This window comes from Streptomyces sp. NBC_00076, assembly GCF_045041235.1.
Lineage (GTDB): Bacteria > Actinomycetota > Actinomycetes > Streptomycetales > Streptomycetaceae > Streptomyces.
Genome location: NZ_CP108242.1, coordinates 3741008 through 3763370 on the forward strand (window position 1 = coordinate 3741008; position 22363 = coordinate 3763370).

At 68.2% G+C, this 22363-nt stretch carries 26 protein-coding genes and 1 pseudogene; 2 read left to right on the forward strand and 25 right to left on the reverse strand.

The annotated features are described in order from the left end of the window. Positions 1-37 precede the first annotated feature (37 nt). The 12 genes from eccD to OHA64_RS17035 form a co-directional block, all read right to left on the reverse strand. A complete protein-coding gene (gene eccD, locus OHA64_RS16980) occupies positions 38-1393 on the reverse strand; it encodes a type VII secretion integral membrane protein EccD (RefSeq protein WP_405613800.1) in 1356 nt (451 codons plus the stop codon). 85 nt (positions 1394-1478) lie between these two features. Next, positions 1479-1790 carry a hypothetical protein gene (locus tag OHA64_RS16985; RefSeq protein ID WP_405613802.1) on the reverse strand — a complete coding sequence of 104 codons (312 nt, stop codon included), beginning with the start codon at positions 1788-1790 and terminating at the stop codon, positions 1479-1481. 59 nt (positions 1791-1849) lie between these two features. Continuing rightward, positions 1850-2329, reverse strand: coding sequence for an HD domain-containing protein (locus OHA64_RS16990; RefSeq protein ID WP_405613804.1), 480 nt, complete (start codon positions 2327-2329; stop codon positions 1850-1852). Positions 2330-2424: 95 nt separating this feature from the next. Continuing rightward, on the reverse strand, positions 2425-3624 hold the full coding sequence (locus OHA64_RS16995) for a DUF6508 domain-containing protein (RefSeq protein ID WP_405613806.1): 1200 nt from the start codon (positions 3622-3624) through the stop codon (positions 2425-2427). A gap of 5 nt (positions 3625-3629) precedes the next feature. Continuing rightward, positions 3630-4067, reverse strand: coding sequence for a hypothetical protein (locus tag OHA64_RS17000; RefSeq protein WP_405613808.1), 438 nt, complete (start codon positions 4065-4067; stop codon positions 3630-3632). Continuing rightward, on the reverse strand, positions 4068-4319 hold the full coding sequence (locus OHA64_RS17005) for a hypothetical protein (protein ID WP_405613810.1): 252 nt from the start codon (positions 4317-4319) through the stop codon (positions 4068-4070). 152 nt (positions 4320-4471) lie between these two features. Beyond that, positions 4472-4873 carry a hypothetical protein gene (locus OHA64_RS17010; RefSeq protein WP_405613812.1) on the reverse strand — a complete coding sequence of 134 codons (402 nt, stop codon included), beginning with the start codon at positions 4871-4873 and terminating at the stop codon, positions 4472-4474. Between the two features lie 42 nt (positions 4874-4915). Beyond that, complete coding sequence (locus OHA64_RS17015) at positions 4916-7693, reverse strand: ADP-ribosyltransferase (RefSeq protein ID WP_405613814.1); 2778 nt, start codon at positions 7691-7693, stop codon at positions 4916-4918. Next, positions 7690-8043 (reverse strand): DUF6507 family protein, encoded by a 354-nt coding sequence (locus tag OHA64_RS17020; protein WP_405613816.1) that lies wholly within the window; start codon positions 8041-8043, stop codon positions 7690-7692. Before OHA64_RS17020 ends, OHA64_RS17015 begins: the two co-directional genes overlap by 4 nt. Before the next feature lie 91 nt (positions 8044-8134). Next, positions 8135-8449, reverse strand: a complete 315-nt coding sequence (locus OHA64_RS17025) for a pore-forming ESAT-6 family protein (RefSeq protein ID WP_405613818.1) — start codon at positions 8447-8449, stop codon at positions 8135-8137. Positions 8450-8524: 75 nt separating this feature from the next. Continuing rightward, entirely contained in the window at positions 8525-8851 is a 327-nt protein-coding gene (locus OHA64_RS17030; protein ID WP_398659797.1) for a hypothetical protein, read from the reverse strand. Between the two features lie 299 nt (positions 8852-9150). Next, positions 9151-9561: a winged helix-turn-helix transcriptional regulator gene (locus tag OHA64_RS17035; protein WP_405613820.1), complete on the reverse strand. Its 411-nt coding sequence runs from the start codon at positions 9559-9561 to the stop codon at positions 9151-9153. 100 nt (positions 9562-9661) lie between these two features. Here OHA64_RS17035 and OHA64_RS17040 point away from each other — a divergent pair, with 100 nt between their 5' ends. Next, positions 9662-10519: an alpha/beta fold hydrolase gene (locus tag OHA64_RS17040; RefSeq protein ID WP_405613822.1), complete on the forward strand. Its 858-nt coding sequence runs from the start codon at positions 9662-9664 to the stop codon at positions 10517-10519. Positions 10520-10550: 31 nt separating this feature from the next. On the opposite strand, the gene OHA64_RS17045 is transcribed toward OHA64_RS17040, so the two are convergent. The 12 genes and pseudogenes from OHA64_RS17045 to OHA64_RS17100 all read right to left on the reverse strand — a co-directional run bounded on the left by OHA64_RS17045 (position 10551) and on the right by OHA64_RS17100 (position 20074). Further along, the gene (locus OHA64_RS17045) at positions 10551-10793 is read right to left on the reverse strand and encodes a hypothetical protein (RefSeq protein WP_405613824.1); all 243 of its coding nucleotides are present in this window, start codon (positions 10791-10793) and stop codon (positions 10551-10553) included. A 39-nt stretch (positions 10794-10832) separates the two neighbouring features. After that, positions 10833-10889: pseudogene (locus OHA64_RS17050) on the reverse strand (hypothetical protein); the annotation flags it as partial. A gap of 269 nt (positions 10890-11158) precedes the next feature. Beyond that, the gene (locus OHA64_RS17055) at positions 11159-11695 is read right to left on the reverse strand and encodes a hypothetical protein (RefSeq protein ID WP_405613826.1); all 537 of its coding nucleotides are present in this window, start codon (positions 11693-11695) and stop codon (positions 11159-11161) included. Between the two features lie 315 nt (positions 11696-12010). Beyond that, entirely contained in the window at positions 12011-12157 is a 147-nt protein-coding gene (locus OHA64_RS17060; RefSeq protein ID WP_405613828.1) for a hypothetical protein, read from the reverse strand. Next, positions 12154-12891: a hypothetical protein gene (locus OHA64_RS17065; protein WP_405613830.1), complete on the reverse strand. Its 738-nt coding sequence runs from the start codon at positions 12889-12891 to the stop codon at positions 12154-12156. The genes OHA64_RS17060 and OHA64_RS17065 overlap by 4 nt, the downstream gene beginning before the upstream one ends. After that, positions 12888-13280, reverse strand: a complete 393-nt coding sequence (locus OHA64_RS17070) for a toxin-antitoxin system YwqK family antitoxin (protein WP_405613832.1) — start codon at positions 13278-13280, stop codon at positions 12888-12890. Before OHA64_RS17070 ends, OHA64_RS17065 begins: the two co-directional genes overlap by 4 nt. Positions 13281-13347: 67 nt before the next feature. Continuing rightward, entirely contained in the window at positions 13348-14136 is a 789-nt protein-coding gene (locus tag OHA64_RS17075) for a hypothetical protein (RefSeq protein WP_405613834.1), read from the reverse strand. Further along, complete coding sequence (locus OHA64_RS17080) at positions 14130-17603, reverse strand: hypothetical protein (protein ID WP_405613836.1); 3474 nt, start codon at positions 17601-17603, stop codon at positions 14130-14132. Before OHA64_RS17080 ends, OHA64_RS17075 begins: the two co-directional genes overlap by 7 nt. Then, positions 17600-17986, reverse strand: coding sequence for a DUF6507 family protein (locus OHA64_RS17085; protein ID WP_405613838.1), 387 nt, complete (start codon positions 17984-17986; stop codon positions 17600-17602). Before OHA64_RS17085 ends, OHA64_RS17080 begins: the two co-directional genes overlap by 4 nt. A gap of 45 nt (positions 17987-18031) precedes the next feature. Then, positions 18032-18346 carry a pore-forming ESAT-6 family protein gene (locus tag OHA64_RS17090; RefSeq protein WP_405613818.1) on the reverse strand — a complete coding sequence of 105 codons (315 nt, stop codon included), beginning with the start codon at positions 18344-18346 and terminating at the stop codon, positions 18032-18034. A gap of 54 nt (positions 18347-18400) precedes the next feature. Beyond that, entirely contained in the window at positions 18401-18727 is a 327-nt protein-coding gene (locus OHA64_RS17095) for a hypothetical protein (RefSeq protein WP_398658630.1), read from the reverse strand. Positions 18728-18895: 168 nt separating this feature from the next. Then, complete coding sequence (locus tag OHA64_RS17100) at positions 18896-20074, reverse strand: PP2C family protein-serine/threonine phosphatase (protein ID WP_405613840.1); 1179 nt, start codon at positions 20072-20074, stop codon at positions 18896-18898. 162 nt (positions 20075-20236) lie between these two features. On the opposite strand from OHA64_RS17100, the gene OHA64_RS17105 reads away from it, so the two are divergent. After that, positions 20237-21547, forward strand: coding sequence for a GNAT family N-acetyltransferase (locus OHA64_RS17105; protein WP_405613842.1), 1311 nt, complete (start codon positions 20237-20239; stop codon positions 21545-21547). Between the two features lie 6 nt (positions 21548-21553). On the opposite strand, the gene OHA64_RS17110 is transcribed toward OHA64_RS17105, so the two are convergent. Beyond that, complete coding sequence (locus OHA64_RS17110) at positions 21554-22360, reverse strand: Fpg/Nei family DNA glycosylase (RefSeq protein ID WP_405613844.1); 807 nt, start codon at positions 22358-22360, stop codon at positions 21554-21556. Positions 22361-22363 lie beyond the last annotated feature (3 nt).

Below are 22363 nucleotides of genomic sequence, written 5' to 3' on the forward strand. Positions count from 1 at the left end.
GGCGCCGCGGCGTCTGGTTTTCGAAGCCTCAGCAGCCTCAGAACTTGTTGAGCAGTTGCCCGTAGATGCCGAACGCCCCGATGGCGAGCGGGAACAGCCCGATCACACCGAGGGACTCGATCAGGTCGGCGAACCGTCGCAGCCGTACCTGGACGTGCTCCGGCGGCTCCACCGCGAGGACCAGCAACGGCAGCAGCGCCGCCGCGGCGAGCAGGACGAGCGCGCCGGCGCCTCCCGCGTGGTCCAGCCACAGCACCGCGAGCCGTACGACGAGCAGCGCCGCCGCCCCGAAGAGCGCCACGACCTCGGCGACCAGCGGGAACGCCCGCGCCCGTGACAGCAGCACGACGGCGGTGAGGGAGGCGAGAGCCACCGTCCAGACGGTCGGCTCCTTCGCGGTGGTCAGCAGCCAGCCGCCGGCGGCGGCCGAGGCCGCGATGACCAGGGTGGCGAGGGCGAGTCCTCGGTGGGTGGCGGCGAGGGCGTTGCCGACCTCGTGCCGGCTCACCGAGGTGCCCGAGGAACGCTTGTCGTCGAGCGCGGTGAGTCCTGATGCCATCAGCGCGAACCGCGGCAGCAGCCCGAGCAGGATGACGGAGACCACCGCCATCACGGCACCGATCCGGTCCGCCCGGTCCTGCGCGAGGGCGACGGCCTCCCACACGGCGGTCACACCGACGATCGCTACGGCCCCGATGAGCCCGCCCCGGCCGAGCGGCGAACAGTAGGCGAGCATCACGAGAGTGAGCACCAGCGCGGCGGCGACACCGGCCAGCCGGGCGGTTCCGGACCAGTCGTAGGCGTCGGCGGCGGTCCAGGCGGTCAGCAGGCCGAGTCCGCCGGAGGCGAGCAGCAGCGCGGTGGCCAGGCCCCGGTTGCCCTCGCCTATCTTCGCGATCGCCGCACCGACGACCAGGAACAGCGCGGTGACGAGCGCCAGCCCGGTGGCCACGGACTCCAGCGCGAACTCGCGCCGGGCCAGCAGCGCCGCGATCACGGCGAACACGACCGTGGCCACACCGGCGGCGGTACGGCGTACCGAGGGACGCCAGCGCCAGCCGCGCAGGTCGAGGTCGTCAGCGACCTGGTCGGTGACGTCGTGCACGACCGGCGCCGGCGGTGCGGCGTGGGCGCGCACCAGGCGCAGTACGGCGCCGTCGGGGACCTCCGCGGACGACAGCGTGGCGTCATGCGGCAGCGCGGAACCGTCGGAGGTGATCAGCTGCCGGGTGGTTGGCCGGGACGCGGTTCGGTCGTCGAGCAACTGGAGTATGTCGGGGAGCAGCTGGCCGATCGGAGTGTCCGACGGCAACACGATGTCGGCGCGTCGCCGCTCACCGATCAGGGTGACCCTGCTGAGCTGGGTCCGGAACGAAGCTGCTGTGCTCACCACTCACCCGAACCTATCATCGCGTCATTTCGGTCATCGGCGTTCGCCGGCCTGAGCACACCGGCCCCGTACACCCTGTACACCCTGTTCACCGCTTCTCCGCGCCCTGGTCGCCGGCGCCGCTCGAGGCGGTGCCGGGCGACGGGTTGTACATCTGCTCCTGCTGCTGTTGCTGCTTGTCCTGCTCGGCCTTCTGCTTCGCCAAGGTGGACTGGAGGAAGGACCAGCCGACGCAGCCGGCGCACAGTACGGCCGCGATCGCGATGCCCGCGAACATTTTGCCGAACCGTTCGTCCGCGGTCCGCCGACCGCGCTGCGCGCCGAACAGCAGCGCGTCGCGCATCCGGCGCCGGCGCACCGCCACCGACTCCAGCAGCTGGCTGTCGTAGTCCCGTGCCATTCAAGTCGTCCTGTGTAGGTGGGTCGGTTGGGAGGTTCCTGGGAGGGGCCTTCAGAGCGTCAGTCGCCCGGGGCCAGGCCGAGCCGCTTCCGCATGGCGGCGTACTTCTGCTTCAGCCGCAGGGCGGTGTGCTCGTCGAGTACGGCGAGACGGCCCGGGTCGGCGTTGTGCGCGAGGTCGGACGCCTTCACCAGCCGGGCGCCGGGGACGGCCAGAATTCGACTCGCGTACGCCTCCGGCTCCTCGTCCGGCTGTTTGGTCATGGCTCGGACGACGTCCTTGGTGTGCTGCGGCAGCGCGGCTGTTTCCAGCCACTGCTCGCTGAGCACGCCGTCCTCCAGGGCGTCGTGCAGCCAGGCCGCCGCGACCAGCTCATCGCCCCCGCCGCGGGCACGTACGCCCTCGGCGACGGCCGACAGATGCTCGGCGTAGGGCCGTCCGGCCTTGTCCGTCTGCCCGGCGTGCGCGGCACGGGCGACGGTCTCGACCTCGCTCAGACTCATCTCCGCCCCGGTCCCGGACGGCCTCTCCTGCTGCATGCGCATCCCCCCTGGCTTCGCTTCCGCAACATAAGACATGAATGCGCCACGCGTACAGCCGGGCACGGGAGCGTTCGGGAGCTTCACACGGCTTCTCACACCCCGCCCGACAAACCCGTCACGATCATGAAGAGCACCCACAGCACGGGGATCAACGCGATATACGCCCGGGGTCGCCGATGGATGGGCACCCCGGGGTCGTAGCGCGGGCCGAGCATCCCCGGTCCCGGGGCCGGGAGTTGCTTCACCTTGCGCACGGCGAGAAGGTTCCTCACCAGCGTCAACGGGGCGAAGACGAAGAGGGAGAAGGGACTCCACCAGCCCACGCAGAGCGTGTGGGTGGTCAGCGTCCGGTGCACGGCCAGCCCGCAGGTCATGCACATCGGGCCGTCCATCCGCTTGAAGCCCATGAAGATGACGAGGCCTCGATGGGCCCGGAAGGTGACGTCGGCCGCGGGGGAACCTCCGCAGAACCTGCACACCAGTGGAGTGGGGCGGGGGGTGGGGAGGAGTGGGCTCGGTTCGGTGGCTGGTGGGGCTACGGCTGCGGCTTTGGACGAAGGCTGGTCCGCGTCGGCCCGCGGCTGACCGATGGAAGGGTCGGCGTACCAGGCGCGCAGCGACGCCGCGACGACGTCGAGGAGTCCGCTCTCCACCGCCTCGGCGATCGTCCCGTCGCTGAAGTGCTCCCCGCGCACGAGCGTGGTGGCGGCACGCACGGCGTCGGCGGGTCCCAGCCGTCCGTCCGACGACACCTCGGGCATCGGGTTGTCCATCCATCGGTACTCGGGGGTGACGGCGCCGACGCGGTGCAGGGAGGCGACGGCGCGCTGAAGTGGCTTGCTGTAGAGGGGGAACGGCACGTGAATGGCACCGCTCGGCAACGTGTGCCCCCCGCCCCACTTCACGTCCCGGTCCTCGTCCGTGAGCGCGTCGAAGGCGTCGGCGAGTTCCTGCCACGCCGCCGCGTCGTCACGGTCGAGCTGGGCCAGCAGGCGCCGGTCGTCAGCTGGGGTGACGACGCGGGAGAGTTCCTCGAGCGCTGCGACGTCCGGGGCCTCGGTGACCCGCCCGACACCGGGTTCGTGGCTGAGCAGGTTGAGGACGCCGAGGGGGGTGAGGCCACGGTCATGGGCCTCACGGACCTTCGTGTACCACTCCATCCCGGCGTCGTAGGCGGCGCTACTGCTCGCCTTCCGGTTGATCCACTCGACGTCGGTGCCATCGCCCCAGGCGTATCCGACGACCTCGCCGTCGGGGGCGGTGACGGTGATGTAGTGCACGGGGTCGGTCATGATGCTCAGGCCTGGGGGCCGGTACCTCCATGGAGTGTTCGCCGGTGGCCCTGGGCGAGGGCCTCGACCGCGGCGGCGTTCGGGGCGGCAGTGAGGGAGCCGGGCAAAGGCCGACCCCTACCGCCCGGCTCCGGGCCGCCGTACAACTCGGCGAGAGCCTGGGACGGTCGAATGCCCCGTGCCTTGGCCTCACGCAACCGTCTGATCCAGGACATGCTCTCGTTCGCCCCCACGGGTCCGGCGGCCTGCCGCGGTTCAAACGCAGCAGCATCGTCCTCGTCGCCGGCCCACAGGTAGCCGAGGATCTCGCCATCCTGCTTGCCGACCACCGTGAAGTAACGCACCGGCTTGTCGGTGCGGTTCCGGTATCGCGGCGGACCCGACACGAGGTTGAAGTGCACGTCATCGTTGAAGCGCGGGTTGATCTGTCGTTCGCCAGTCACCTAGTCACCTTTGGCGAGGGCCTCGACCGCGGCGGCGTTCGGGGCGTCGGCGAGGGAGCCGGGCAGGGGACGCCCCCTACCGGGCGGCTCCGAGTCAGCCAGGAAATCGGCGAGTGCCTGGGACGGTCGGATGCCCCGTGCCTTGGCCTCACGCAGCCGACTGATCCAGGAGATGCCCTCGTTGATTCCCCGGCCACCGGCGGCCTGCCGCGGTTGATACGCAGCGGCGTCGTCCTCGTCGCCTGCCCACACGTGCCGAGGACCATACCTCCCTGCTTGTCGACCACCGCGAAGTACTGCACCGGCTTGTCCGTCCGGTCCCGGTAGCGCGGCGGACCACCCGGCACCTCCTCGAACCACAGGTCCTCGGCGAAGCGCGGGGTGATCGGTCGTTCGCCAGTCACCTAGTCGCCTTTGGCGAGGGCCTCGACCGCAGCGGCGTTGGGGGCGTCGGCGAGGGAGTCCGGCAGAGCACGGCCCTGGTTTCCATCAGGGTTGGCCAGCAGCTCCGCGAGGGCCTGTGACGGCAGAAGGCCTCGTTCCTTGGCCTCCTCCAGCCTGGCGTACCAGATGCCTCCCTCGGAGAACGCCTGGGGTCCGGCAGCCTCGCGCGGTTCCCACATGGCGGCGTCATCCTCGTCGTTGGCCCACACGTAACCGAGGACCGCGCCACCCTGCTTGTCGACGACCGCGAAGTAACGCACCGGCTTCTCGGTGTAATTCTGGTAGCGCGCCGGGCCCGGAGATACGAGGTTGAAGTGCACGTCCTCGTCGAAGCGAGGGTTGATCGGTCGTTCACTGCTCATGGCGTCCACGTTCCTTTGGTTTGGGCTGATCTGCAACGAAGGCTATGGCCTCGGCAGAACCTCCCCGTACACGTGCCATTTGCCGTCCGTCGCGTCCAAGAAGACGCGCGTCACCTTGTACTGGGAACCCTTGGCGAGGAGCAGCTCGCGTTCTCCGGGGTACTTGGAAATGTGGTCGATCCAGAGGGCGGGGGTGTCCTTCGGCACACGGAGGTGCATATGCACGGGCTTCTGGTCGAACGGGGGCGGCGGTGTCTTGCCGAGTGCCGTGGACGTGTATGCCTTGTCGTCGAACACACCGCCCCGCATTTCCATCGGTGACCTCAGGGGGCGGTCGCCGATCCTGATGTGGTCGACCCCGGTGCCGCGCACGATCATGACGTCCTCGGGCACCGGGCGGGCGCCCATGACCTTGTCCATCTCCGCAATGGCGTGCTTGAGCGTGTCGTCCACCTTGTCACCGAAGCGCAGGTGGCCGTTGATCAAGTCGTACTCGTTGCCGCTGTACGTCCTCAGTGCCTCCCGCGACTCCGGAGACAAGTCGTCCAGGAACTTGTTCCAGTACGCGTCGCCATAGTCCTGTCCTGCCTTGTTGCTGACGCTGGGCTCGGGATTCGTGCCCCGCGCGAGCTCGGCCTCGGCCACCGCGTGCTTCTCGGCATCGCTAAGACCTTGGAACTCTGCCTGTGACATGGCCGGCTTGTATTCGAACGGTTCTCCGGCCCCGCTGCCCGGCACGTCCGCACCCTGGTGCCCCGGAGCAACCGGACCATCGGTGCCGTGGTGCACAGCGGCGTCCCCGATATCCGCATGGTCACCGACGTGCGCGGCGTCGTCCGCGTGACCGACACCGTCGTCACCGTGACCGGCACCGTGCGCAGCGTCGTCGGGGGTGCCGTGCGGGGTGTCCGGGGTGCCGTGACCGCCGGGGCCCGGGACGTCGTGACCGCCGGTGTGCGGCGTCGTCGGGACCTCGTGCGCGGGGGCTGCCGCGCCCTGGTGGTACCACGGGGTCCCGGCACCCGGGTGGGCGACGCCACCGGGAACGTCGTGACCGCCGGTGTGCGGCGTCGACGTCGGGGGATCGTGCGGCGTCGTGGTCGGCGTCTGGTCGTACGCGGACGGCGAGGGCGCGTGATCGTACGGGGATCCCGACGGCGCGTGCCCGTACGGCGCCCCCGACGGCGTCTGAGCGTACGGGTTCGTACCCGGCGTCTGGTCGTACGCGGACGAGGAAGGCACGTGGTCGTACGGCGACCCCGACGGCGCGTGGCTGTACGGGGGCCCCGACGGCGCATGGCCGTACGGAGACCCCGACGGCGCATGGTCGTACGCGCCCGGCGACGGCGACGTGTCGAAGGCACCGCCCGGCGTGTGGCTCGCGGCCGTGGCCGGAGTGGGCGTGGGCGCGTTGTAGTGGCCGGCGTTGGGCGCGGCGTAGTGCCCGGGGTTGTCGACCGTGTGCGCGGCCCCGTCGGCGCCCGCGTGGCTCCCGGCGTACGACGGGGTGGGGGCACTCTGGGTCGTCCAGTGGGCCGGAAGCGTCGGCGCGGTCCCGTGAGGAACCGTCGGCGTGTTCGTCTCGTAATGCACAGGCGTCGTGTCGAGGGAGCCGTTGGGCGAGATGAGGTTGCCGTTCGGGTCCATCAGGCGGCCGTCGGGCAGGCTGACGGCTCCGTCCGGGAGGGTGGGGATGTCGATGTTCCCGACGCCCTTCAGGCCCTTCGCGATGTCGCCGATCTTCGACAGACCCGCACCCGCGCCCTTGGCGATGTACGTCATCGGGTCGATCACGCGACCCGCCTTCCCGGCCACCGACAGCACCTTCGCCACCGCACCGGCCTTACCGGCACCCGCCGCCGCACCGCCCGCACCACCCGTGAACACCGTCGTCAGGACGTTGAAAGTGACCGCACCGGCCGCACGACCAGGGTTCTTGCCCCACTCGTCCCAGGCGACCAGCGCCTTGCCCGTCTCCTTCATCGCCGTACGCGAATCACGGATCCACGACGGGAGCTTGTCGTCCGGCAACGTCCAGAACATCGCCCCCAGACCAGGAACGGAGGACAACGCCAGACCGGTCGCCAACTGCGCCAGACCCTTCCACGCCTGACCCATCGCATCCCAGCCACCGAACCCGACCAGCGTGCCCAGACCCTTGATCGTCCCCCAGACACCATCCACGATCAGGCCGTCCCACACGAACGACTTCACCCAGTGGCCGACCTCATACCACTTGTGCTTCTCCTCCACCGGGTCACCCCAGGGAAGCTTCGCGTCCTTCAGATCATCCGCCGCGAACCCGTACTGGTCCTTACGGTCCGAGCCGTCCCCCGCGACCATCTGCGTCCCGCCCCACAGGGCAGTGATCGTGTTGTGGCAGGTCCGCTCCGCCGCCCAGAACGCCGCCACCGTCGCCGTGATGTCATCCCGGATCTGGTTGTGCTCGTCGACCTTGTCCTCGTCGTACTCCCACTCGTCATCATCCTTGACCGACGAGACGAACGTCGTCGCCTTGGCCTTCAGCTCCTCCAGCCTGGTCTTCAGCGGACGGATCTCCGTGGCATACGACGACAACGCACCCGACACGGTCTCCAGATCCGTGGCGAAATCATCCGCCCGCTCCTTGACCGGCTTCGTCGTCGCGAACAACTGCTCCGCCTCGGGGGCGGTGTAGTACGCCGACAACCCCTGGAACTGCGAGTGGACGTCAGCACCCGTACTCCGGACATGAGTCGCGTCCTTCTTCAGGTCCGCGTAATCCGTCTCCAACTGCGGCAAACTGCCGGTGAACTGAGGAATCTGATCCGGCTGGATCACCGCTTGCCCACCCCCGGCATGTCCAGCTTCGGCTCGGCCAGCGCCTTGCGCTGCGCCTCCGACGCCATCTCCTGGTCACCGTTCAGGTAAGCCGTCGTCGCATCCACCGCACCCTGCAACGACTTACCCGCCCGCGCCGCGACGTACTGCAGATCCTTCGACGCCCGCTCCGCATACTGGGACAACGCGAGAGCCACCAGTCCGCCCGCGGGCTTCTCGCCGCCCTCACCACCGCCGCCGCCCTCGGCGGAAATGGTGCCCGCACTCGTCGCCGCTGACGTCAGGTGCTTCCCGAACGCCTTCGCGTACTTCTCCAGGTCGGACGCCGTATCACCGGTCGTCTTCAACACACTGGAAATACCTTGCGGCTTCAGATCCCAGCCGGGCACCGAAAACCCCCGTTTTCCTGAACTTCCGTGAACCTGAACTCGAACCTGTCCGTCAGCCGATGTTGTCGACCGCGGCCTTCGCCCGCTGGATCGTCGACTGCGCCGTACCGTCGTTCTTCTCCAACGTCGACTTCAGCAGACCGATGATGCTCTTCACCTCGTTCGAGGCGTTGTTCCACCGCTGTTCTTTGCCGTGGTACTCGTCCGCCACGCCATCCGCCGTGAAGTCCGCCATCGCCGCCTTCACCTGACGGTCACGGTTCGCGATCACCTCTTCCAGACGGCCGATCACCACCTGGATGTTCGACTGCGCGTCCGCAGACGCACCCGTGTCGTACGAACGACGATCAGCACCCGAACCCGCCATCACACACCACTCCCCGAGAGTCGAAAGAAAGTCCACACAGAGGGCCCCTGGAGCAGAGGCCTGCGGAAGAGACGCTCAGCGAAAGCGCGCCGCGTCGAAGTTCGCGGCACCCATCTGCTGCTTCGCGTTGTCACCCTGCTCCTGATCACCCGAGCTGAACGCCGAGTCCATCCCGGACTGACCACCAAGGATCGCCGCCAGCGAGGAGTTCAGGTCGCTGGTGATCCGGTCCGCCCGCCCCTTGAACTGGTCGAACATCGCCCGGCCCGAGCCGTTGAACTTGCCCTCCAACGGCGTGGCCGCCTGCACCAACTGCCGGATCAGCGACCCGAGATCATCACTCGAGCCCCGCGAATCACGCTGCAGCTGCGACAGCGTCTGCGCACCCATGTCGAACTTCATCACGCCTCCCCCGTACGGGCTTCCGCGGCGACCTCTTACCGGCCCACCGCAGGAGTTACTTCCAGCCATCTCTATCAACCCGGCAATTGCCTGCGCAATCGGGGTTCCCAGCACGCACAGAAGCACCACAACTCGGCCGGGGTCCCGTCACCGGGGAGCCGGGCAGGGCCGCTCGCGGATCTGTTCAGCGTCGCCATGAGTCAGTGATGGCCGAGTCGATGGGCCCGGGCCGCTTCGGCGGCCGGGATCTCTGCATCGAGCACGCGAGCCCACCAGTACTGAGCGCGGAACCGGCCGGCCTATGCCTCGTCGACCGCCTGGTCGGCGGCTTCGTTTGCGCGGTCGATCTCGGCCATGTGCTCCTCCGCCCAGGTCCGCAGCCCCACGAGCGCGGCTTCCAGAGACAGCCCGAGTCCGGTGAGCCGGTAGAAGACCCGTGGCGGCACGGTCGGTTCGACCCGGCGCGACACCAGCCCGTCGCGGGTCAGGCTCCGCAGCGTCACGGACAGCATCTTCTGCGAGACGCCGGGCATCCGGCGTCTCAGCTCCGCGAAGCGCACCTCGTCCGGTGCGGCATCGGCGAGCGTCTTGACGGCCATGGACGTCCACTTCGTACCTATGCGGTCCAGCAACTGCCGCGTCGCGCACCGGGGATCGAACAGATCACCGCGCACCCCGCGACCAGCGGCCCGGGCTCCTCGGGTGGTCACCTGTAGCTCACCACCTTCCTTGAAAGTGCCGTCTAGGCAGCGGTCCACCAGTTACCTATCGTTCCGTGGTCACCAATGGTAACCAGTCGGAGGTATCGCCATGCCCGTCACCACCGCACATCAACTGCGCCGCGTCACGACGAACGGCGTCCAGCTCAACGTCGCAATCGCCGGGGACGGTCCTGCGGTTCTCCTGCTGCACGGCTTCCCGCACACCTGGCAGCTCTGGAGCGTCATCATGGACCGACTGGCCGGGCAATACCGGGTCATCGCCCCGGACCTGCGAGGCTTCGGCGCCAGTGAGCGCGCCGCCGAGGGGTACGACGCAGGCACCCTCGCCGCCGACGCCGAAGGACTGCTCGACGCACTCGGCGAGCCCTCAGCAGCGGTGGTCGGCATCGACGCGGGCACCGCCCCCGCCGTCCTGCTCGCGCTGCGCCGGCCCGGCCTCGTCCGGCGCCTGGTCGTGATGGAGGCACTGCTCGGCCGCCTGCCCGGAGCAGAACACGTCGTCGCGGGCGGCGTCCCGTGGTGGTTCGGCTTCCACGCCGTCCCCGGCCTCGCCGAGACCGTCCTGGCCGGCAACGAGGCTCCGTACATCGACTGGTTCCTCGACTCGGGAACCCTCGGGCGAGGAATACCCGACGACATCCGTACGGCCTTCGTCCACGCGTTCACCGGGAGCGAGGCCCTGCGCTGCGCGTTCTCGTATTACCGGGCGCTGCCCACCAGCGCGCAGCAGATCCAGGAGGCCGTCGCGACGGCTCGGCTGACCATGCCCACCATGGCCGTCGGTTCTCACCCCGTCGGCACCGGGCTCGAACGCCAACTCCGCCCTTTCACCGATGACCTGGCCGGACACCACCTCCAGGACTGCGGCCACATCATCCCCCTCGACCGCCCCGACGCATTGTTCGCGCTCCTTGCTCCCTTCCTCGCCGCCGATCTGCCGGAGTGACCGGCGACGAAGCACCCGTGGCGGCTCGCCCCTACCGGCTCGCGCTCACGACTCGAACCTGTCCACCACGCTCTTTGATCCAGTCCTGAAGTTCAGCGCCGGACAGTTCCCGACAGACGCGCGCCTCGGCGATCACTGCCGGCCCGTAAACGGACCCCGACGCACCTTCGATCTTCGTGCTCTGATCCAGGGTGACCTGAAATGAATTGCCATCGAACACTGAATTACTCAGGTCCGCGCCGCGAAAATCGACTCCCAAGAGAGAAGCACCCATGAACTGGGTACCTCGACAGCTGGCGCCGAAAGCATCGACGTCGTAGAGCGACGCCTTTACAAGATTGGCCCCGTCGAGGATCGCGTCCCGCAGGATCGCGGTCGGCGCCGCGCAGGTCGGCTCCCTGGGCGTCCGAGCGGTACAACTCCGAGCTCACCAATGTGACGTTCATCAACTTGGAGTCGGTGAACCATGATTCGGAGAAGTCACCGTGCGAGAGGTCCGCGCCGCTCAGGTCGAGCCGGACAGCGTCCAGGCCGCCTTCACCCGCGTCGAGCCACTCCCGCAGTCGCTGCGCCGCGACACCGTCCGCGGGAAACCGAGCCGGGGCCCATCCCTTACGGGTACCAGATGACATTTGCCCCTCAGAGCTGATCAGTGAGGTCAGGACCCCGCCCGTCGACTGCTTCCGGCTCCATGACCCCAAAGCCCACAGCCCTCCCGAAATACGTCGACTCGCCAGGCTCAGCCGCCACCCCCAGCAGTTCCTCCAGCTCAATCAGCGCGGCAGCAAGCCGTGGAGCATTCTGCCGGTGCACTTCCGGATGAGGTGCGCCATGAAAGTCGAAGGGTCCCCAAATGTCATGGAAGACAGAAACGTCAGCTGACAGACCGAAGGGCTCCGAGGAGACCGTCAATTCCACCAGACGGGGCTCAATATGCTGTGAACCAAGCTCGTCGAGCCACATGCCGGGCCCCGCGATGAGGAACCCGCTGAACTCCGCCTCCGGAAATCCAACGGGACGCAACGCCTCGATGCGCCGGATCACCTGCTCATCGTCGAGTGACTTCCTGAGCTGCAAACGCGTCTTTCCGACCGCGCCACCCAGATCAGGCACGATCCAATACCATTCCAACGCGCCTGGCTTCAACAAGTCATGTTTCTCCAGTACGGCGGACATCCGCGCAGCGGTAGTGAGCGCTGATTGCAGTCCAGGCGGCGCATAGTCCTCCAAGTCCCAGTACCAGGACGCGCATTCACGCGGCGCTCGCATGAGCATGGACATAATTCTTCCCTCAAGGATAGGTAGGACCGTTGGCCGGGATGGTGATCGAGCCATCCTCGAATCGCAGAACGAATGTGGAATTCGTCAGCCCAGCGCGATGAGTGACTATTCCGACAAGCCTGTCCGTACCGGCCGGTCGCGGCGGGGAGAGGGAACAGGTCGATGGCGCATGTACGCTCGGCGACGGTTCTACAAAATGATCTGCGATCTTCACAGGCACCCGTTCACTCCGAGGACGCGAACCTTGCCACCTCGCCGGTTGAGCCACTCCTGCAAGTCCTGGCAGATGACGTCGTCCACGTCCGACACCGGCTGCCCGTCGAAGTCCGTACCCAGCAATGCGTCGAACCGGCTCATGTCTGCCTACAGGGGGATGTCTCCTGGATTTCCGGGATAGCCGCGCGCAGTTCTCTGACGGCTCGGTCGCCGGGCTTTGCGGCGATGAGGCGGCGCGCGGTCGCCAACGCCCATGCGGCTTCCGTGTGATGGATCGCAGCGGTCATCAGCGCCAATTGCAGGCCGAGGTCGTACGAGAGCTGCTCCTCCTCCAGCCTTGCGATGCCGCGATCCACCGTCGCCTGGATTTCCGGAAGACCGGCTACCACGAGATCGGGACGCAGCAGGGCACCGATGTGCCGGTCGAACTGGACGCGGTCCGCGATGGCGAGCAGCGCTCGTGCGGCCCGGGTGCGCTCGGTGCGGGTGCCGCGCTCTTCGATCATGTCGTCGCTGTTCCCCACGGCGTCGGCGAGCAGCCCGAAGGTGTCGTCCTGGCTGTGGAACCTGTCGTAGGACGCATCTCGCCATGGCGCCGATTCGGGGGCCTGGGCAGCCTGCGCGACCGCTTCGTAACCGGCCTCGTCCGCCCAGCGGGTCAGCGCGACACAGGACAGAAAGCGCCCTGCGGGATCCTCACCTGAATCCCGCAAAACCTTCCTCAGCTCCTCGGAGCGTTCCTGATAGCCGCCGTCCAGCCCTTCACTGATGACGTCATCGGGATCGGCGGGCAGGCCGTCGAAGTCCCGGTAGAGCAGGGCGGCGACTGTGACACTCGGCTCCCAGGGGCCCTTGCTGTCGGACGGGGGCGTCATCCCTGCGGGCTCGTGTTCTCCCAAGCCCGGGCCGGGCGCCCCTCCTCGTCCCACTCGAATTCGGCGAGTGGAGTCCTGCCGTCCTCACTGTTGATCATGTGTTTAGCAAGGACACCGTTCGGGTGCCAGCGTTTGAACTCCCCGGACACGAATCCCTTGCGCATGACGCCCTCGGCACTGAGCGTGCCGTCCTTGTACCACTCCCGGTAAGGGCCGTCCCGGAACCCATCCTTGTAGGTCACCAGGCTCACGCGGTGTCCTGCGAGGTACTCCTCGACCTCCCCCGTGAAGGGTTCGCCGCGGTACAGGAGCCTCAGACCGTAATCAAGATCCACGTCGGGATCGTCGAGGCTGACGCGTGGCAACTGGGCAGGGGCACCGTCGGACATGATCCTCTCCCAGTCCGGGAGCCGGACCAGACTCGCATGCGACGTACGGTACGCCGCATACGCCCGGTCAGTGCGTGCCCGCGAGTCTGGTGATCGCCGACTCGATGAACGCGGCAGCCTCCCGTTCGGAGATCTCGACGTGGTCGACGTCGTTGTGGCCCAGTTCGTAGAGGCGCAGGTACTCGGTCGGCTCCCAGCGCAGATTACGGGTGAAGGCTTCGTCGTGTGTCGTGCCCTCCCGGCCGACGAGACGCCGACGCACGATTCCGCGAGGGTTACTGCGGGGGTGGCCATCGCTGATCTTTGCGTAGTAGGTGATCCGACCCGCCGCGTCCTGGTCGAGGGCGTCCAGCGTGCCCAATGACAGGGAGAGGAACGGCTCGGCGTTGAGGTTCGACTCGAAATTGCCGTAGGGGATCATCACCCCGTAAAGGTCGATGAACTCCTCGATCGAGTAGCCGCCACCCCGCTCGTACATGAGCAGGAGAGGCTCGTACGGGTCGGGAAGTTCTGACGTGCCGGTCCTGCCCTCGCCCTTGAGTACCGCCCATCGCACCGCACCCCGGCAGGTCCTGGCCGTGGACGGTGTGGGGACCTTGTTCGCCAGGAACTCCTCCAGGTCGGCTGCCACCTCCGGGTCAAGCCGGAGGACGGGGTCGACGAACTCCGTGACGTCGAAGAAGGGCCACTCCTCCTGGGCGCCGTACGCTCGCGCCCATTGCGCGGCGCGCCGCAGGTATTCCCGCATCAGCAGCGCACGCGAACGGGTATGGACGCTGGACTTGTCCCAGTCGCCGTACCAGTCGACCTCGCGCAGCCTCTCCAGCACCGCTCGAGACGGCTCGACATTCACCACAGATCCATCCCCTTCAGGCGCAGTTGCTGATGGATAGCCTTCACCACGTCGCCGATGTTGGACAAATCGTTCGCCAGCTCGACCTTCGGCGGCTCCATCCCCAGTGACCGCCAGTGCCGGAACCCGCCGATCTTGTCGTTCGGCGCGAGGTCATGAGCACCCGCGTCACGCACGTCCTGGGGGAACTGCGGCCTGTAGTACTTGCCGTCGGAGGGATCCAACTCCCACAGGTGGTCGTACTCACGGATGTAGGGCAGGCCGGACTTCATCAGACTGCTCTCGACGTACTCGTGCGCCATGAGGTTCTTGAACTGCTGGATCCCTTCCTCACCGAGCTTGCCCTCGCGCGCTGCGAACCACAGCTCGCCGATGTCCTTTCGCGGCGTGAACAAGCCCTTCTTCATGGTGTCAGGGCCGATGGCCACTTCGTGCTGCGCCCGGAAGAGATGGCTCTTCACCTGGCGGAGCACCGACTCGTCCACACCCGTGTGGCGGGAGATCTCGGGCAGCTCGACCTTGTTGTCCGTCGCCCGGATGTTCTCGTACATCTCGGCTGCGGCCACGGAGTCGGGGTCGTGAATGGGATCCGGCTTCTCGACCCAGCCGGCACCGCTCCAGCCGCCGTGCGGCCCTTCCGTGTACGGGCTGTCCCCGGGTGTGCCGTCTCCGTCGGCGGTGCGGGTCGCATCCTCGCCGTGACCGGCAGCTTCGAGCCCCGGGGCGTCCGTGCCCTGCGCCGGATGGCCGTCATGACCCATGTGAGCGCCGTCACTACCCGCACGCCCGACATCGCCGCCCACAGAGGCGACATGCCCTGATGTCGAGCCGAGCTCCCTGCCGAGCGAGGACCCCGCGTCGCCCGGCCCGTGGCCACCAAGTCTGATCTCGCCGGCGCCGTGCGGCACCGGAACCCTGCCGAACAACTCGGTCTGTTCGAGCTTGATCGCGGCGAGTTCGTCGGTGGAGACACCGGGCAGGCGCTCCTTCTCGTAGAGAACGTGACCGTCCATCTTGGCGGTGAAGCTGTCCGCCGTGTGGAACTGCAGCTCGAAGACCTGACCGCTCGTCGGGTCGCGCCAGGTGGAGTTGATGCCCTTGTACCCGGCGGAGTCCCAGGTGTTCTTGAACGTGACGTTCTCGAAGCCCTTGGCCTGCAGGTCGTCGACCGCCTGCTGGACACCGTGGGTGTACCTGTCGGCAGGGACCTCCATCGTGTAGCGGATGGAGTCCTTGATGTCGCCCAGCACCCGACCGTGGTCCACGCCGATGTCCTCGAGCATGTCCGTGGCGAGCTTGCGCTTGAGCGAGTCCTCGCCCTTGAGCCGGTACTCGAGTCCGATCAGCTTGCCGTTGTCGACGCGGCCCGCGATGGACTGCATCGACTCCGTGATGTGCGGCTCGGCCTCCTGCGAGCGTCGCATGAAGTCGTCCGCCGCCGCGTTCGCCTCATGGTCCAGGCGCAGTCCGTTCTCGCCCTCCCATGATCCATCGGGCAGATTGCCTCGGGGTTCCTCCGGCACGGCAGCACCGGAACCTCCGAAATCGCCGTCGTGCGGCGGAGGTGGCACGTCTGCGCCGGAGTCGGCTGGGGTGTGGTCGCCGCCCGTACCGCCCGGCGTGTGATCACCGTGGTCGCGCATCCCGTCGGGGCCACCGGTAGGCCCGTCGTGATGAGGCTGCGGGGTGTCGGAACCGCCGGCGTGAGTGGACGGCGGTTCGTGGCCGGCCGTCGGTCCCTGCGCCACGTCGTCGGCTCGACCGCCCGGGAGATGCTCCGCAGCGCCACCCGGCAGCTGGTCACCCGCGTGACCTCCGGACACGCCGTCGCCCCCGGCATGCACCGTCGGGACGCTCTCCCCGCCCGCGTGCACGGCCGCGTTGTCGGGCACTCGGCCTACGTCTCCGAGGTTCGTGTCCAGGCTGTCACCCAGCTTCACCGACTGGCCCGCCTGGTCCGCGGTATGGGCGCCCGCGCCCACCAGCGCCGGTTCCTTGACCGGGGAATCCACCCGCGGCACGTCCGCGCCGGACGCCGGGTTGCCGGACGTCCCCTTGTCGACCACGTCCGTGGGTGCGTTGTCGGCGGTGTCGATGACGTTGCCCTGGTGGTCGAGAAGGTTGCCGTCCGGGTCCATGTACTGGGCCGGAGACCCCTCGACGCTCGGCAGTTTCGTGGTGCCCGCCGGCAGGACCGGGGTGTCGTGCGGGAGCTGGATATTGCCGTCGGGCAGTCGCGTCGCGCCCTCCGGGATCGCGGCGCCCTCGGGCAACCGCACCGTGCCGTCCGGGAGCTTCAAAGCCCCCTCGGGCAACGTGAACGCGCCCTCCGGCAGCGTCGGGATGTCGATCGCCCCGACGCCCTTCAGGCCCTTGGCGATGTCGCCGATCTTCGACAGGCCCGCACCCGCGCCCTTGGCGATGTACGTCATCGGGTCGATGACCCGGCCCGCCTTGCCGGCGACTGACAGCGCCTTCGCCACCGCGCCCGCCTTGCCGGCGCCCGCCGCCGCACCGCCCGCACCACCCGTGAACACCGTCGTCAGGACGTTGAAGGTGACCGCACCGGCCGCACGGCCGGGATTCTTGCCCCACTCGTCCCAGGCGACCAGCGCCTTGCCCGTCTCCTTCATCGCCGTACGCGAATCACGGATCCACGACGGGAGCTTGTCGTCCGGCAACGTCCAGAACATCGCCCCCAGACCAGGAACGGAGGACAACGCCAGACCGGTCGCCAACTGCGCCAGACCCTTCCACGCCTGACCCATCGCATCCCAGCCACCGAACCCGACCAGCGTGCCCAGACCCTTGATCGTCCCCCAGACACCGTCCACGATCAGGCCGTCCCACACGAACGACTTCACCCAGTGGCCGACCTCATACCACTTGTGCTTCTCCTCCACCGGGTCACCCCAGGGAAGCTTCGCGTCCTTCAGATCATCCGCCGCGAACCCGTACTGGTCCTTACGGTCCGAGCCGTCCCCCGCGACCATCTGCGTCCCGCCCCACAGGGCAGTGATCGTGTTGTGGCAGGTCCGCTCCGCCGCCCAGAACGCCGCCACCGTCGCCGTGATGTCATCCCGGATCTGGTTGTGCTCGTCGACCTTGTCGCCGTCGTACTCCCACTCGTCATCGTCCTTGACCGACGAGACGAACGTCGTGGCCTTGGCCTTCAGCTCCTCCAACTTCGTGACAAGAGGCTGGATCTCGGTGGCATACGACGACAACGCGCCCGACACCGTCTCCAGATCCGTGGCGAAATCATCCGCCCGCTCCTTGACCGGCTTCGTCGTCGCGAACAGCTGCTCCGCCTCCGGAGCGGTGTAGTACGCCGACAACCCCTGGAACTGCGAGTGGACGCCAGCACCCGTACTCCGGACATGAGTCGCGTCCTTCTTCAGGTCCGCGTAATCCGTCTCCAACTGCGGCAAACTGCCCGTGAACTGAGGAATCTGATCCGGCTGGATCACCGCTTGCCCACCCCTGGCATGTCCAGCTTCGGCTCGGCCAACGCCTTGCGCTGCGCCTCCGACGCCATCTCCTGGTCACCGTTCAGGTAGGCCGTCGTCGCATCCACCGCACCCTGCAACGACTTACCGGCCCGCGCCGCGACGTACTGCAGATCCTTGGAAGCGCGTTCGGCGTACTGCGAGAGTGCCAGGGCTACCAGGCCACCCTGTGCCTTCTCGCCGCCCTCGCCGCCGCCCTCGGCTGAGATGGTGCCGGCGCTGGAAGCCGCCGAGGTCAGGTGCTTCCCGAACGCCTTCGCGTACTTCTCCAGGTCGGACGCCGTATCACCGGTCGTCTTCAGGACATGCGAAATACCCTGCGGCTTGAGATCCCAGCCCGTCACCGAAAACCCCCGTTTCCCCGACTTTCCCGAACCCGAACCCGTCCGTCAGCCGATGTTGTCGACCGCGGCCTTCGCCCGCTGGATCGTCGACTGCGCCGTACCGTCGTTCTTCTCCAACGTCGACTTCAGCAGACCGATGATGCTCTTCACCTCGTTCGAGGCGTTGTTCCACCGCTGTTCCTTGCCGTGGTACTCGTCCGCCACGCCATCCGCCGTGAAGTCCGCCATCGCCGCCTTCACCTGACGGTCACGGTTCGCGATCACCTCTTCCAGACGGCCGATCACCACCTGGATGTTCGACTGCGCGTCCGCAGACGCACCCGTGTCGTACGAACGACGATCAGCACCCGAACCCGCCATCACACACCACTCCCCGAGAGTTGAAAGAAAGCCCGAACGGAAGGAAGACCGAGCTCAGCGAAAGCGCGCCGCGTCGAAGTTCGCGGCACCCATCTGTTGCTTCGCGTTGTCACCCTGCTCCTGATCACCCGAGCTGAACGCCGAGTCCATCCCGGACTGACCACCAAGGATCGCCGCCAGCGAGGAGTTCAGGTCGGAGGTGATCTGGTCAGCCCGCCCCTTGAACTGGTCGAACATCGCCCGGCCCGAGCCGTTGAACTTGCCCTCCAACGGCGTGGCCGCCTGCACCAACTGCCGGATCAGCGACCCGAGATCATCACTCGAGCCCCGCGAATCACGCTGCAGCTGCGACAGCGTCTGCGCACCCATGTCGAACTTCATCACGCCTCCCCCGTAGGACCCTTACGACCACATCGTGTGCATTACATCTCTACCAACTCCCCGATTGCTCATGCAATCGAGAACCGGTGGCAGTTACAGAGGAAGCACAGAGCCATGACCAAACCATGGAGGCAGATGCCCACGAACCGGGTGATAGGTGCCGTGGGCTCAGCGGATGGCCGCCGCCGTCGGGCCCTCTCGGCAGATCAGGAGGAGGGCGCGGTCGTCGTTGACGTCCTTGGCCACCGCTTCGATCAGGTGCCAGGCCGCTCCGTGGAAGCCGCCGGCGACATAGCGGTCGGCCTCGCCGGTGAGGCGGTCGATGCCCTCCACTATGTCGCGGTCGGACGTTTCCACCAGACCGTCCGTGAACAGCATCAACACGTCCCCGGGACGGAGCGAGCCCTTCACGGGGTCGAACTGGGCGCCGTCGTACACCCCCAGGAGCGGGCCCTCGGCGGCCTTCTCCTCCCAGCGGCCGCTGCCGGCGCTGAGCTGGAGGCCCGGCGGGTGCCCGGCGGAGTACAACTCGTAGTCGCCCGAGTCCAGATCGAGGACCAGGTGGATGGAGGTGGCGAAGCCCTCGTCCCAGTCCTGGCGGAGGAGATAGCCGTTCGCCGCGGGCAGGAAGGCGTGCGGGGGCAGGCTGCCCAGCAGGCCGCCGAACGCGCCCGACAGCAGCAGGGCCCGCGACGCGGCGTCCATGCCCTTGCCGGACACGTCCGTCAGGACGACCTCGAGGGTGCGGTCGCCGTTGGTTCGCGCCGCGACGACGAAGTCACCGGAGAACGACTGACCGCCCGCCGGGCGCAACGCCATCTCGCGGTGCCAGCCCTGCGGCAGTTGCGGGAGCTTGCTCTGCACCCGGATGCGTTCGCGCAGGTCGAAGAGCATCGTGCCGCCGCGTCTCCAGGGGACGCCGACCCGGCTGCGGAACTGCGCGATGAGCAGACCGAAGAAACCGCAGGCGGCGACCACCAGGACGATGCCCGGTGTGACTCGGGAGGGGCCCTCCGTGTACGGGCCCAGCTGCACCGACTCCACGATCAGCGCGGTCGCCGCCGCAGCGTACAGACTGAGCAGGCTCGCCGGGCGCAGCAGCAGGCCGCCCGCGACGATCGGCAGGACCAGCGCGGCAGGGGAACACCACACCGAGTTCGCGAGAGTGGTGACCGCGATCAGGGGCACGGTCAGGAGCAGGCCGACGAGGGCGACCCAGTCCGAGCCGTCGCCGCGGAAGTAGTCGACGGCGCTTCGGCGCATGCCGACGCGGACCCGGTGCCACTGCATCTTCAACCGGGCCGTGAACGTCTCGGCTTCCGCGCGCCGCTCTCGTCCTGCTGCCATTAGTTCGGGACCCTATCCATCGGACCAGCTGCTTGGCACGGGAGGTCCCACTTGTCCCCCGTCCGAGGCTCAACTTCACAGTGAACTTCACAGAAAGCCACCGCGTCGCCATCAAGTCGAAATCCCCTGGCCCGTCCCGCAATGCCCTGATAGGCATGGTCCATGGCGACTGACAACGGCACTGACCAAGGGGACCACGGCACCGGCAGTGGTGCCGGCCACGGGACTGCGCGGAAGTCCGACCACGGACCGGACTTGCGGGTACTGCGGCAGAGCGACTGGGACGAGTGGTACGACAGCCTGATCCGTGCCTTCGGCGGAGTCCCGGAGGCGCTCGGGGAGCGGGAGCTGTGGAACGCGCTCAAGGAGACGGACCGCTCGATAGGCGCCTGGGACGGGGACGCGTGCGTGGGGACGGCGGGGGCGTTCAGCTTCCGGCTGACCGTGCCGGGCGGTGCCTCGGTGCCCGCCGCCGGCGTGACCATGGTCGGCGTGGCCGCCACGCACCGGCGGCGGGGGGTGCTGCGCTCGATGATGCGGCGCCAGCTGGACGACGTACGTGAATGGGGCTGGCCCCTGGCGGTCCTCACGGCCTCCGAGCCCGCGATCTACGGCCGGTTCGGGTACGCCGCGGCGACCTACGGCGTCAATGTCGAGGTCGATACGGCACGCGTACAGCTGTCTGTGCCGGCCGGCACCGATGACGTACGGCTGCGGTACGCCGCACCGGCCGATGTCCTGGACGCGTGCGAGGCGGTGTACGCGCGCCGGGTGCCCGTCCGGCCGGGGATGCTGGCGCGGCGGCCCGGATGGGAGCGGACCGGGGTGGTGGACCCGGAGAGCCGTCGGCAGGGGGCGTCGCCGCTGCAGTGCGTGGTCGCCGAGCGGGGCGGCGAGGTCGTGGGGTACGCGCGCTTCCGGATCAAACCGGAGTGGGATACCGCCGGGCCCAAGAGCGAGGTGCTCCTGCAGGACACGGAGGCGCTGGACGCGGCCGCGCACGCCGCACTGTGGCGGTTCCTGTTCGAGATCGACCTGACGTCGACGCTGAGCGCGCAGGGGCGGCCGCTGGACGAGCCGTGGATGTCCATGGTGAGCGACATCCGGCGGTGCGGGCTACGGGTGCGGGATTCGCTCTACGTCCGGCTGGTGGACGTCGGGGCCGCCCTGGAGGCGCGGACGTATCAGGCGCCGGTGGACGTGGTGTTCGAGGTCGAGGACGACTTCTGTCCCTGGAACGCGGGGCGTTGGCGACTCGTGGGTGACGCGAAGGGAGCGTCCTGCGGTCGTACCACGGACCCGGCTGATCTCGCCCTGTCCGTACGGGAGTTGGGGGCGGCGTATCTCGGGGGCGTGAGCCTGGCCTCGCTGGCGGCGGCCGGGCGGGGGCGGGAACTGCGACGGGGCGCGTTGACGGAGGCGACGGTCGCGTTCGGGTCGCCGGTGGCACCCTGGCTGCCGCACGGGTTCTGACCCCGGTCAGCCCTGCTGGCAGGTCGGGCACCAGAAGAGATTGCGGGCGGCGAGGTCGGCGGTGCGGACCTCGCCGCCACAGATATGGCAGGGCAGGTTGGCCCTGCGGTAGACGTAGACTTCGCCGCCGTGGTCGTCGACGCGCGGCGGGCGGCCCATCGCCTCCGGGGTGTGTGCCGGACGGACGGTGTCGATGCGGTTGTTCCGCACGCCCTCGCGCATCAGCTCGACGAGGTCGGTCCACAGCGCGTCCCACTCAGCCGGGGTGATGTCCTCGCCGGCGCGGTACGGGTCGACACGGTGCCGGAAGAGGACCTCGGCGCGGTAGACGTTGCCGACGCCTGCGACGGTCTTCTGGTCCATCAGCAGGGCGGCGATCGTCGTACGGCTGCGGGAGATCCGGTGGTACGCGGCCCCCGGGTCGGCGTCCTCGCGCAGAGGGTCGGGGCCGAGGCGGTCGTGGATCGCGTCCTTCTCGGCGTCCGTGATCAGGGCGCAGGTCGTCGGGCCGCGGAGATCGACGTACGACGTGCTGTTCGCGAGCCGGAGCCGGACGGTGTCCGTGGGCGGGGGCGCGGGGGCGCCTCCGAAGCTCACCTTGCCGAAGAGGCCGAGGTGGATGTGGATCCAGGACTCGGCGAATCCGAGGAAGAGGTGCTTGCCATGGGCCTCGGTGCGGGTGAGCTCCGTACCGGTGAGGAGGGCGGCGGAGTCGCTGAACTTGCCCTGGGGGCTGGTGACCTGGGGTGCCGTACCGGTGAAGGCGGCGGCGTAGTCCTGCGCCAGCCGGTGAATCGTGTGCCCTTCCGGCACGGC

What these genes read in the sequence shown, in the direction of transcription:
- OHA64_RS17095 (WP_398658630.1), bottom strand. Translation starts at nt 18,727, where the DNA reads ATGAAGTTCGACATGGGTGCGCAGACGCTGTCGCAGCTGCAGCGTGAT.
- OHA64_RS17040 (WP_405613822.1), top strand. Translation starts at nt 9,662, where the DNA reads ATGCCCGTCACCACCGCACATCAACTGCGCCGCGTCACGACGAACGGC.
- OHA64_RS17065 (WP_405613830.1), bottom strand. Translation starts at nt 12,891, where the DNA reads ATGACGCCCCCGTCCGACAGCAAGGGCCCCTGGGAGCCGAGTGTCACA.
- OHA64_RS17025 (WP_405613818.1), bottom strand. Translation starts at nt 8,449, where the DNA reads ATGGCGGGTTCGGGTGCTGATCGTCGTTCGTACGACACGGGTGCGTCT.
- OHA64_RS17045 (WP_405613824.1), bottom strand. Translation starts at nt 10,793, where the DNA reads ATGGGTGCTTCTCTCTTGGGAGTCGATTTTCGCGGCGCGGACCTGAGT.
- OHA64_RS17010 (WP_405613812.1), bottom strand. Translation starts at nt 4,873, where the DNA reads ATGAGCAGTGAACGACCGATCAACCCTCGCTTCGACGAGGACGTGCAC.
- OHA64_RS16985 (WP_405613802.1), bottom strand. Translation starts at nt 1,790, where the DNA reads ATGGCACGGGACTACGACAGCCAGCTGCTGGAGTCGGTGGCGGTGCGC.
- OHA64_RS17100 (WP_405613840.1), bottom strand. Translation starts at nt 20,074, where the DNA reads ATGGCAGCAGGACGAGAGCGGCGCGCGGAAGCCGAGACGTTCACGGCC.
- OHA64_RS17030 (WP_398659797.1), bottom strand. Translation starts at nt 8,851, where the DNA reads ATGAAGTTCGACATGGGTGCGCAGACGCTGTCGCAGCTGCAGCGTGAT.
- OHA64_RS17070 (WP_405613832.1), bottom strand. Translation starts at nt 13,280, where the DNA reads ATGTCCGACGGTGCCCCTGCCCAGTTGCCACGCGTCAGCCTCGACGAT.
- OHA64_RS17090 (WP_405613818.1), bottom strand. Translation starts at nt 18,346, where the DNA reads ATGGCGGGTTCGGGTGCTGATCGTCGTTCGTACGACACGGGTGCGTCT.
- OHA64_RS16995 (WP_405613806.1), bottom strand. Translation starts at nt 3,624, where the DNA reads ATGACCGACCCCGTGCACTACATCACCGTCACCGCCCCCGACGGCGAG.
- OHA64_RS17060 (WP_405613828.1), bottom strand. Translation starts at nt 12,157, where the DNA reads ATGAGCCGGTTCGACGCATTGCTGGGTACGGACTTCGACGGGCAGCCG.
- OHA64_RS17105 (WP_405613842.1), top strand. Translation starts at nt 20,237, where the DNA reads ATGGCGACTGACAACGGCACTGACCAAGGGGACCACGGCACCGGCAGT.
- OHA64_RS17055 (WP_405613826.1), bottom strand. Translation starts at nt 11,695, where the DNA reads ATGTCCGCCGTACTGGAGAAACATGACTTGTTGAAGCCAGGCGCGTTG.
- OHA64_RS16990 (WP_405613804.1), bottom strand. Translation starts at nt 2,329, where the DNA reads ATGCAGCAGGAGAGGCCGTCCGGGACCGGGGCGGAGATGAGTCTGAGC.